This is a genomic window from Acidovorax sp., from assembly GCF_046339755.1.
Lineage (GTDB): Bacteria > Pseudomonadota > Gammaproteobacteria > Burkholderiales > Burkholderiaceae_C > Acidovorax.
In genome coordinates this window covers 1-10,613 of the sequence record NZ_JBKDTZ010000134.1, presented here as the reverse complement: position 1 = coordinate 10,613, position 10,613 = coordinate 1, and the positions used below count along the sequence as shown (strand labels likewise).

Below are 10,613 nucleotides of genomic sequence, written 5' to 3'. Positions count from 1 at the left end.
GCTGTCGCGACTGAGCACCCGGCCGGGTGGCGCGAAGCGCTGGCCGGGACGCCCGACAAAACACCCGCCAGGAGAATGGTCCAAACCGAGGAACGGCGGTACGCAAGCACACAGAACCTGCGAACTCCCATCCCACAACCTTGGATATACGGTGACCTACCAGCCACCCTATGCTCATCCACACTGTGAATCACCCGCCCTCAGCGACCTACAAGCCTCAAGGCGGCAGCGAAAACACCAGCTGAGCAGCGCAAGTTACGCACATGCGGACCTAGCATCTGCACTTCTCGACTCAACCAAGAACCAAACGGGGAGTACGTTTTGGCCACCAAGAAGAGCGCAGCCACGCCGCAAAGCCAAGCCACCGATTACCAGCATGCCCAGCAGGCCACACAGCGGCCGGATGTCGGCGTGCAGGACCAGTTCAACACCAGGAAGCCGCCGAAGACCTACCGCTACGACAGCAGCCTGGACCCGGCGCTGAGCTGGGACGAGAACCGCGACCGCGACCTAGCCGAATGGCTGCTGGGCCTGGTGCAGCGCTGCGCCACTGAAGGCGAGGCGGCGGTGTTCACCGCCCCGCAGGTATGGGCTGGCGGTGGCGTGCAGGTGCAGTCGCTGAAGGCGGCGGCCGACCTGCTGCAGGCGCTGAGCCAGCCCTTCCTGAACTGGACCGGAAAGGCTGAGCGCCACCAGATTTCAGTGCCCACGGTGCCGCTGTTCGTGCACGAGCGGCACTCGACCAAGGCCATCCTGGAGGGCATCAAGCACCGCAAGGCCAAGGGCACCACCTACGACCTGTTCGGCGACGGCGGCGGGCTGGACGTGACCGACAAGCTCGATGCCTACGAGCACAAGGGACCGTGGCAGAACCGAATGATCCTCGGGGACAGCCTGCAGGTGATGAACTCCATGCTGGAGTTTGAAGGCCTGGGCGGTCAGGTCCAGATGGTCTTCATTGACCCGCCCTACGGAGTGAAGTTTGGCTCGAACTTCCAGCCCTTCGTCCGCAAGCGCGACGTGACGCATGGCGCTGACGACGAGATGACTCGCGAACCCGAAATGGTGAAGGCTTATCGGGATACGTGGGAACTTGGGCTGCACTCTTACCTGACGTACTTGCGCGACCGAATGATGCTCGCCAAGGAACTGCTGACAGACAGTGGCAGCGTGTTTGTGCAGATTTCAGACGAAAACCTTCATCACGTCCGAGAAGTGCTGGACGAGGTGTTCGGCGCCAGTAACTTTGTATCGGTCATCACGTTCTCAAAGACAACCAGCGCCACGACGGACCTCATCCCAGCGACGGTTGACTACTTGATTTGGTATGCAAAGGACATCAATCGAATCAAGTACAGGCATCTCTATTTGCCGAAGACTTTTGGTGGTGATGGCGCGAGCGCATACGGTAAGGTCGAGCTGCCGGATGGTTCTCGTAGGCCACTGACTGCAGCAGAGAAAGCAGATGTAGGTCAGTTGCCGGATGGCGCGCGCATTTACCGAATCGACAACCTGACCAGCCAACGACCGCCGGGTGACTTCCCAGTCGAGTTCGATAGCAGGGTGTTTCGGCCGAAGCGCGGCTACTGGAAGACAGGCGAAGAGGGCATGGCGCGGCTCGTGTCCAGCAAGCGGGTCGAGGCCACATCGGGGGGGCTGTACTACGTACGGTTCTTGAACGACTTTCCCGTCTACTCCATTTCGAACATGTGGGAGGACACGGGTATCGCAGGTTTCGCGTCGGACAAGCTATATGTGGTTCAGACATCGCCGAAGGTCATCCAACGCTGCATGCTGATGTGTAGCGACCCCGGTGACCTCGTGTTCGACCCGACTTGTGGGTCTGGTACGACGGCCTATGTTGCTGAGCAATGGGGCCGGCGCTGGATTACCTGCGATACCTCGCGCGTCCCGTTGGCGTTGGCCCGCCAGCGCCTGCTAACCGCGACTTTCCCGTACTACGAACTGAAGGACCCGACAAGAGGTCCGGCCGGAGGCTTCGTCTACAAGCGCAGGCAGAACCGCAAGGGCGAAGAAGTCGGCGGTTTGGTGCCGCACATCACCCTGAAGTCCATCGCTAATGACGAGCAGCCGGCCATGGAAGTGCTGGTGGACCGGCCTGAGGTGAATGACAAGGTGACCCGCGTTGCCGGTCCGTTCGTGGTTGAGGCAACCATTGCGCCCGCGCAGACAGTCGAGCTTGAGGAGGGAGCCCAGGCAGAGTCCGAAGCCCAGAGCTTGGATGCCGCACTTAGCGAGGCCGACGCTGCCAACGGCGGCCTGCCTTTGCTCGTGGCCGAACCCGCCGGCCGGTACGCCGACCCCGCCACGCACATCGAGCGCATGACCCAGGTGCTGCGCCAGTCCAAGACGCTGCGCCTGCCCGGCAACCGCGAACTTGTGCTGGCCGACAGCCGCCGCATGACCGATAGCGATGCCATTCACGCCGAGGGCCTGGATGCCGAGGGCAACCGTATCGCCGTGGTCTTCGGTCCAGAGGATGGCGCCATCTCGTCCGACGTGGTGTTCGAGGCGGCCCGTGAGGCACTGCTGCTGAGCTACAGCCACCTTTACTTCTTCGGCTTCGCCATCCAGGCCAAGGCGCGCGAGCTGCTGGAAGACCGAAAGAAACTGCGCGTGCCCTGCACCTACGTCACGGTCACGCCGGACGTCGCGATGAGCGACCTGCTGAAGACCAGCCGCGCTAGCGAAATCTTCTCGGTCACCGGCCTGCCAGATGCGAAACCGCGCAAGACCGGCACGAAGAACGCCGACGGCGCCGACCTGTGGGAAGTAGAGCTATTCGGTCTGGACATCTTCAACCCTGCCACGATGGACCAGGAAGACATCCCCGCGCAGAACCTGCCCGCGTGGATGCTGGACACCGACTACGACGGTATGTGCTTCTACGCCACCCAGGTTTTCTTCCCCAAGACTGCCGCATGGGACAACCTGCAGAAGTCGCTGAAGGCCGAGTTTGACCCGTCGGTGTGGGAGCACCTGGCCGGCACCGTGAGCGAGCCGTTCCCCATCGGGCCGAAGCGCCGCGTGGCGGTGAAGGTCATCGACGAGCGCGGTAACGAGCTGATGCGCGTGTTGGAGGTGAAGTGATGGCGATTCTTGAAGGCATCCAGATCCAGAACTACCGCGCTTTACGCGAGGTAACCTTAGGCAAAACCTTTGATAACGGCGCTGAGCCGCTGCCACGACTGATGGCGGTGATCGGCGCCAACGGCACGGGAAAGTCCACCCTGATGGACGCACTGGGCTTTGTCGGAGATTGCCTGCAGGAAGGTGTGCAGGCGGCATGCGACAAGCCTCAGCGTGGGGGCTTTGAGCGGCTCCGGACTCAGGGCGTAGACGGACCGATCCAGTTTGAGATCCGTTACCGCGAGAGCGGTGATTCACGGCCGATCAGCTACACGCTGCACATCAATGGCGACCGGCATGGCCGACCCGTAGTGGTCTACGAACGGCTGCGCCAACGCCGCAAAGGCCAAAGCTCCGGTCAGCCGCACTCGTTTCTCCTGATCGAAAACGGACGAGGTACGGTGTGGGCCGGAGAGGCATCTGCCAGCGCCGAGGGCAATCGGCATGACCAGGTGGCCATGTCCGACCGACAAGTGCTGGGCATCGCCACCCTGGGTACCCTGGCCGATCACCCGCGGATTGCTGCCTTTCGCGCCTTCCTCTCGGGCTGGTATTTGTCGTACTTCGTCCCCGATCTGGCGCGTAAGCAGCCCATGTCTGGCGCGGAGCCGCACCTTGATCGCACGGGCGAGAACCTCGGTAAGTACCTGCAGTTCATCCAGCGCTCAAACCCTGAGGCTTTCAAGGCGATGCTCGCCCGCATCGCCAAGAAGATCCCCGGCCTCTTGCGGATAGAGCCCATACCCGCGCCGGACAAGCGCCTGCTGCTGGCCTTCCACGTTAACGGATATGCCGAGCCCTTCTTCCAACAGGACATGTCGGACGGCACTCTGAAGTTGCTGGCCTACATGCTGTTGATGGAAGACCCAGACCCAGCACCGCTAATTGGCATCGAAGAGCCAGAGAACGGATTGCACCACCAGCTTCTGGCAGATCTTGCTCGCGAGTTCAAGGACTTCGCGCGCCGGGCCAAGGGCCCACAGGTGCTGATCACGACGCATGCCCCAAATTTCGTCGATGCCTTGACGCCACAGGAGGTTTGGATCCTGGAGAAAGGAATCGACGGCTTCAGCGTATTGGCAAGAGCAGCCGACATACCGGGGGTCAAAGCGCTCTTCGATGAGGGCATCCCGATGGGCAGCCTGTGGTTCAGTAACCACTTCGGCATGGGGCAGCCATGAAGTACTTCGAGGTACTCGTTGAAGGGGCTTCGGACGTACCGGCTGTGCGCGAGGTGCTGGTACGCCGCTTTGGCCTGATTGAAGGGCAGGACTTCCGGATCCACCCGCACAAGGGACGGGGTAGCCTGCCATCCAACCCGCTGGCAAGGCCTGATCCACGACATCAAGGCCTGCTGCATCAGTTGCCGGCCAAGCTGCAAGGCTTTGGCCGTTACCTTGGCCATGAGGCCTGCGTGTTGGTGGTTGTGGATGTGGACGACACACCTTGCCATCAATTGCTTGCCGAGTTGCAGGGGATGTTGGCGTCGCTACCCAAGCGCCCGCCCCATGTGTTGTTCCGACTGGCGATTGAAGAGACCGAGAGCTGGTTTATTGCCGATGCGAATGCGGTTGAGGCCGCCTACCCCAAAGCTCGGCTTCAGCGGTTGCGTGCGGTGGCACCTGACAAGGTCTGTGGAGCCTGGGAGGTTCTTGCCGCTGCGCTGGGTTACAAGACAGATGAGGTCACTGGCGCTGACAAGTCCGCATGGGCCAAGGCTATTGCCCCCCACCTGAATCTCGCTACACCCGCTTCACCGAGCCTGGGCAAACTTCTGCACGGCATCGAACGGGAGCTGGCAAGGGAAGCCGCAGCATGAGCCAAATCAACGCTGTCGAAGCACCCATCATCAACCTCCCGTATGTACCCCCGGCGTATCACTGGCACATCGAGGAAGGCAAGCACCCGGAGAAGCGGCCAGGCCGGCGCTTGGCCTCGTACTTCTTCCGCGTGCCCGACCGCGCCGCGCGCGGGCGCAAGGCCAAGGGCCAGCAGTCGCTGCTGGACGACGCATCCAAGGGCCAGGAATACCTGCTGGACCTGGCCAACCTCATCCGCCAGCGGCTGCAGGAATGGCGCGAGCGCGACTATGCCGGCGCCACCAAGGTCACGCGGGAACTGCTGGAACTGTGGCGCTCGCCTGACCGTTCGCAGCGGCTGTTCTTCGCCCAGCTCGAAGCAGTGGAGACGGTGCTGTTCCTGGTGGAGGGGCCGGACGACCTGAAGCAGGGCATCAACGTGCCCAGCGACGAGCCAGGCGACGACGCCAAGGCTGACGGCTACAAGGCCTTCGTGCGCTACGCGCTGAAGATGGCCACGGGCAGCGGCAAGACCACAGTGATGGGCATGCTGTCGGCGTGGTCCATCTTGAACAAGGTGGCCCAGCCGCAGGCCTCGGCCTATTCGGACACGGTGCTCATAGTCTGCCCAAACGTGACCATCCGCGACCGGCTGCGCGAGCTAGACCCCAACCTGGACGAGCTCAGCCTGTACCGCACCCGGCAACTGGTGCCGCTGCACCGCATGCCCGACCTGCGCAAGGGCGAGGTCTTCATCACCAACTGGCACAACCTGGAGCGCCGCGAGCTGACCGACGTGAACGGCACGTCGGCCAAGGTGGTGAAGCGCGGCGTGCCGGTGGAGAAGCTGCGTACCGTGAAGGTGGGCGGCAAGGACGCGGTGACCGAAGCCGACATCCGGCAGCAGGCGGTGACTGGAGCCTTCGACATCCTGCGCGAGCTGCGGGACAACAAGGGCCAGCTCACCGGCTTCGAGGTCAAGGAGGTGCGCTACTACGAGAGCGACACCGCCTTCCTGCGCCGCGTGCTGGGCAACCGCAAAGGGCGCAGCTCTGCCATCCTGGTGATGAACGACGAGGCCCACCACGCCTACCGGCGCGGCAAGCTCGACGCCGAGGACACCTTCGCCATCGACGAGGAAACGGCCGAGGTCGATGCCCGCGAGGCCACGGTGTGGATTGAGGGCCTGGACCGCATCAACAAGGCGCTGGGCGGTCGAACCAATGGCGTGCGGCTGTGCGTGGACCTGTCGGCCACGCCGTTCTTCATCCAGGGCAGTGGCAACGAGGTGGGCAAGCCCTTCCCCTGGGTGGTATCCGACTTCAGCCTGCTGGAGGCCATCGAAGCCGGCCTGGTGAAGATTCCGCAGCTCCCCACGCAGGACATCGGCGGCACCGAGACACCCGCCTACTTCAACGTGTGGCGGTGGGTGCAGGAGATTGCCGAGAAGGAAGGCCACAGCGGCAAGCTGACGCCCGACGTGCTGATGCGCTACGCCACGCAGCCCATCGTGCAACTGGCCGATGAGTGGCGCAAGACGGCCGAGCAGTGGTCGGCGCAATTCAAGGCAGGCCACCGCAAGACGGACGTACCGCCGGTCTTCATCATCGTGTGCCGCGATACCGCGCTGGCCAAGGAGCTGTACGACTGGCTTGCCAACGGCAACGCCACCTACGGCGCCGCGCCCGAGCAGTTCCGCAACGCCCCGGGCCGTGAATGGACTGTGCGGGTGGACAGCAAGGTGGCCGAGGACATCGCCGAGGGCGGTGGCAAGAACGACGAGGCGCGGCGCCTGCGCTTCGTACTGGAGACCATCGGTAAGACCGGCTGGCCGGGCAACAAGGTGCCCGAAGAGTACGTGGCCATGGTCGAGAAGCACAACCGCAAGGCCCTGGAGGACGACGATAACGGCCTGGTGACCATAGACGCCAGCGTGCCGCCCGGCCGCGATGTTCGCTGCATCATCAGCGTAGCCATGCTGTCCGAGGGTTGGGACGCCACGACCGTGACGCACGTGGTGGGCCTGCGCCCCTTCGGCTCGCAGCTGCTGTGCGAGCAGGTGGTCGGCCGGGCGCTGCGGCGCACGTCCTACGCAGTGGATGAGGCCACCGGCTTCTTCCGCGAGGAGACGGCCAAGGTCTTCGGCGTACCCTTCGAGCTCATCCCGTTCAAAGTGGAGGGCGGCGCCCAGCAACCGCCATCACCGCCGGCCAACCAGATTTACGCTGTGCCGGCCAAGGCGCAGTTTGAACTGGCCTTCCCTGTGGTGGAGGGCTACACCGACCCCGGTGTGACCCGGCTCACGATGGATTGGCCCAAGGTGCCGAGCCTGGATCTGAACCCCATGACGGTGCCGGACGTGACCCTGATGAAGGGGCTGACTACCCAGGACGGCTCACTGGCCGCCTACGGGCCGGGCGCGGCTGATGTGGTGAACCTGGAGCAGTGGCGTGCCAAGGTGCGCGTGCAGCAGGTGGCCTTCACCATGGCCAAGGTGCTGACGCAGCAGTGGCTGGCCGACCGTGGCGATGTCATCCCCACGCACCGGCTGTTTCCGCAACTGCTGAGCTACACCACCCGGTTCCTGGCCGAGAAGCTGAAACCGTTAGGCAACCGAGTGGCGCAAGACGTGGCGCTGAACCCGTACTTCCAGCAGGCGGTGGGCATCCTGTTCGACTCGCTGATGCCCGTGGACGAGAGCGGCAAGACGCAGGAGCGGCCCATCATCACGCCCGGACCGGCGGGCGAGCGATCGACACGACACGTCGAGTTCTTCACTGGCCGGCAGCCCTGGCCAGCACACAAGTGCCACCTGAACGCCATCGTCACCGACACGAAGACGTGGGAGCAGGCAGCGGCTACGGCCCTGGACGCACACGAGGGCGTGGCCAGGTGGGTCAAGAACGACCACCTGGGCTTCATCGTGCCGTACCGCAAGGACGGCATCCGCCGCCGCTATCTGCCCGACTTCATCGTGGACCTGACGACGGGCGAGCGCCTGATGGTCGAGGTGAAGGGCCAGCCTGGTGATGCCGAGGTGAAGGCCCAGGCCGCACACCGCTGGTGCACCGCCGTCAACAACGACGGGCGCTTCGGGCGGTGGAGCTATCACATCGTTCGGCAGCCGCCGGACTTGATGAAGCTGCTGGACTCGTTAGCTACCGGCCCGTGAGACCACGTTTCACTCCACTCGAATCAACAGCTCTTGTGTTTTAGATGAGCGACGAGTGCACGATCAGCCCTATTCAAGCTTCCCAAAGGACTTCGGATCAATCTCGATCATCAGGTCGCTGTGTTCATTCATCGTAGGACGAACATGCGCGCCAATCGGACAGAGAAAAAGCTGTGCACCTTCGCGCCGAGCAAACTTCATGGCAGGGATAAAGTCGCTGTCGCCGGAAACGAGCACAATGACCTGAACCTGTCTTTTCAACGTCAGAGCAGCAATATCCATGCCGATGCGCATATCGACACCCTTCTGACTGATCTGTGGATTCAAATCTTCTGCACGAATCTCTACAGCGGTCCCTTCGGCTTTATCGAGCGTACGCGGCCTGACTGCCCAGCCCTCAAATGCCAACTCACCGAGGCGAAGCGCCATGTATGGCTGCTTCGAAAGCTGGTCAAAGAGACTACGAGATCGCTCCGCTATGGCGGTAGCGCCGAACTCCACTGTTCCGCCGCCAAGCGGCTTCATGTGAGAAGAGGTCAGCGGAGCTGAGTCATAGTAGTAGACACGATGCAAGCGCATCCCACTCAACGGATGCGCAGAGCAAAGAGCACCCACCAATCGGGCAAAGTCTTCGGCTGTGGCCGGATTACGCGCGCTGCCTAGCTTGCGCTTGGCGAATCCACCATCGATGAGGATCGCGTAGTTGAGCACCGGAAAAAAATTTGGCCGCCAGACGGGTCGAGAGGCAAAGCTCTCTGTTATATGTCACCCGAAAGGCAGCCGTGTCTTTATGACTCGATGAGTCTGCCACGACTGACGCTAGCGCATCGTCAGCAAAGACACCTAAATTTTGCTACTTATTTCACATTGCGGAAAAAGTTGGCGTTGAATTGCCGTTTCACACGACAGAAGACGCTACCAACGCCGCCTTGATGCGAGCAAAGGACTACCGTACAAACGGTTTTCCTCACAGAAAGTTCAATACGCCACCTTGAAGGTCGGGCTGTCCTCCGGCCGCGTCTTGCGTCGGTCGTAGATCCGGGTCGTCGCGATGTTCGCGTGCCCGAGCCACTCTTGTACCTTGGCGATGTCGGCCTGATGGTCCAGCGCGTTCGTCGCTGCCGTCGCGCGCAGCGCATGCGCCCCGATCTCAAAACCTAACGCCGCAGAGTAGCAGCGAACGATCTTGTAGATCCCGTCCGGCGTGATCGACTTGGCTATGCCACCAGGCCGGCTGTGGTGCAGCGGCCGAAAGAGGGCCCCGCCTTCTTCAGCACCATGGCCCGAAGATTCCAGGTACTCGGCCACCCAGCCCCCAGCGGCCGGGTGAAGCGGTACATACCGCGTCTTGCCGCCCTTACCGGACACCTTCAGGTGCGCCACCCCTCGCCGCTCCTGCTTGTAGTCTTTGACCTTCAGCCGGCACAGCTCGTCGCGCCGCAGCGCGTGATACAGCAGCGTGGCCAGGATGGCCCGATCGCGCTTGCCCTTGAGCGTGCCGGCGTCCGGAGCGTCCAGCAGCTGCCGCGCCTGGTGGTCCCCGATCGCAGGGGTCTTGCCCTCGTAGCTCTCCACCGGAGGGCGCTTCACACCCTTGACCGGGTTGTGCGTCACCGCATTGCGGTCGCAGAGGTACTCAAAGAGCGACGACAGCGCCGCCAGGCGGTGCCGGATGGTCTGACCGCTCAAAGCTCGCTGCAGCAGGTCTTCCCGCCAGGCGATGACATGCGCCCGGGTGACGGTACGGAACTCCTCGGGCTGGGTGATGCCGGTGAAACGCCGGAAGTCCTGCAGGGCGTTCTCGTATGCGCGCCGCGTGGCCTTGCTGCCCAGGTTCGCAAACCACTCGATCTCCGGCGGCACCTCGGCCAGGCGCTGATACGCCTCGGCGCTGAGCAGCCGACCCGCGGGCGGCAGGACCTCGGGGAGCGTCTCGTGGATCAGTTCGGGCAGATCGGCCATCACTCGTCCTCCGGACCGGTGACGCCCCAGATCTGCAGAAGTGCCTGCACCCGGTGCTGGCCATCGGGTACCAGCTCGTGCAACTCCGCCTTGCCCCAGCGCAGCGCGTCCAGGCAGAGCAGCATGTCGTCCGAGATGCCCACGTCCAGGCCGCGCAGCGAGAACGGGTCGAGCGGGAAGGCAGCACCGTCGTAGGTGCTGGCGATGAACTGGGCGATGCGGGCGGCCTGGCCGCTGTTGACGTCTTCGGCCAGGTCCAGGAGCCGCGCGTAGGCGTGGGCAGCGGCAGCTTGGGCCTGCCGGGCGCGACGGGCCCAGTCCTCGACCTGGCTCAGGGGGTTCGGCGGGGTGGGCATGGCCGGTCGTCCGGTGGTGGGCGGGTGCGGTGACTTTACTATCGATAAAATATGTTATCAATAGCTTGTGACACCCGAAGGCCCCAAGGTCGCGCTCCGGCTCGGAAACTCGTTAGTCGTCCGTTTGCGACCTCCGAGCAAACCATCGCTACCGTCGGTCAGTCTGTTCAAAGC

Annotated in this window: 7 protein-coding genes; 4 read left to right on the top strand and 3 right to left on the bottom strand. The window is 63.1% G+C overall.

The window, feature by feature from the left end; all coding sequences use genetic code 11:
- Positions 1 to 321: 321 nt before the first annotated feature.
- Genes ACK59X_RS10860 through ACK59X_RS10845 form a run of 4 tightly spaced genes read left to right on the top strand, consistent with a single transcriptional unit; the run spans position 322 to position 8,121 of the window.
- The gene (locus ACK59X_RS10860) at positions 322 to 3,111 is read left to right on the top strand and encodes a site-specific DNA-methyltransferase (RefSeq protein WP_409957278.1); all 2,790 of its coding nucleotides are present in this window, start codon (positions 322 to 324) and stop codon (positions 3,109 to 3,111) included.
- On the top strand, positions 3,111 to 4,331 hold the full coding sequence (locus ACK59X_RS10855) for an AAA family ATPase (RefSeq protein ID WP_409957276.1): 1,221 nt from the start codon (positions 3,111 to 3,113) through the stop codon (positions 4,329 to 4,331). The genes ACK59X_RS10860 and ACK59X_RS10855 overlap by 1 nt, the downstream gene beginning before the upstream one ends.
- Positions 4,328 to 4,969, top strand: a complete 642-nt coding sequence (locus tag ACK59X_RS10850; RefSeq protein WP_409957274.1) for a hypothetical protein — start codon at positions 4,328 to 4,330, stop codon at positions 4,967 to 4,969. The genes ACK59X_RS10855 and ACK59X_RS10850 overlap by 4 nt, the downstream gene beginning before the upstream one ends.
- Positions 4,966 to 8,121 (top strand): BPTD_3080 family restriction endonuclease, encoded by a 3,156-nt coding sequence (locus ACK59X_RS10845; protein WP_409957272.1) that lies wholly within the window; start codon positions 4,966 to 4,968, stop codon positions 8,119 to 8,121. Before ACK59X_RS10850 ends, ACK59X_RS10845 begins: the two co-directional genes overlap by 4 nt.
- 69 nt (positions 8,122 to 8,190) lie before the next feature.
- On the opposite strand, the gene ACK59X_RS10840 is transcribed toward ACK59X_RS10845, so the two are convergent.
- The 3 genes from ACK59X_RS10840 to ACK59X_RS10830 form a co-directional block, all read right to left on the bottom strand.
- Positions 8,191 to 8,832: an NYN domain-containing protein gene (locus ACK59X_RS10840; protein ID WP_409957270.1), complete on the bottom strand. Its 642-nt coding sequence runs from the start codon at positions 8,830 to 8,832 to the stop codon at positions 8,191 to 8,193.
- Positions 8,833 to 9,099: 267 nt separating this feature from the next.
- The gene (locus ACK59X_RS10835; RefSeq protein ID WP_409957268.1) at positions 9,100 to 10,083 is read right to left on the bottom strand and encodes a tyrosine-type recombinase/integrase; all 984 of its coding nucleotides are present in this window, start codon (positions 10,081 to 10,083) and stop codon (positions 9,100 to 9,102) included.
- A complete protein-coding gene (locus ACK59X_RS10830) occupies positions 10,083 to 10,439 on the bottom strand; it encodes a hypothetical protein (protein WP_409957266.1) in 357 nt (118 codons plus the stop codon). Before ACK59X_RS10830 ends, ACK59X_RS10835 begins: the two co-directional genes overlap by 1 nt.
- Positions 10,440 to 10,613: the final 174 nt, after the last annotated feature.

What these genes read in the sequence shown, in the direction of transcription:
- ACK59X_RS10855 (WP_409957276.1), top strand. Translation starts at nt 3,111, where the DNA reads ATGGCGATTCTTGAAGGCATCCAGATCCAGAACTACCGCGCTTTACGC.
- ACK59X_RS10830 (WP_409957266.1), bottom strand. Translation starts at nt 10,439, where the DNA reads ATGCCCACCCCGCCGAACCCCCTGAGCCAGGTCGAGGACTGGGCCCGT.
- ACK59X_RS10850 (WP_409957274.1), top strand. Translation starts at nt 4,328, where the DNA reads ATGAAGTACTTCGAGGTACTCGTTGAAGGGGCTTCGGACGTACCGGCT.
- ACK59X_RS10835 (WP_409957268.1), bottom strand. Translation starts at nt 10,083, where the DNA reads ATGGCCGATCTGCCCGAACTGATCCACGAGACGCTCCCCGAGGTCCTG.
- ACK59X_RS10845 (WP_409957272.1), top strand. Translation starts at nt 4,966, where the DNA reads ATGAGCCAAATCAACGCTGTCGAAGCACCCATCATCAACCTCCCGTAT.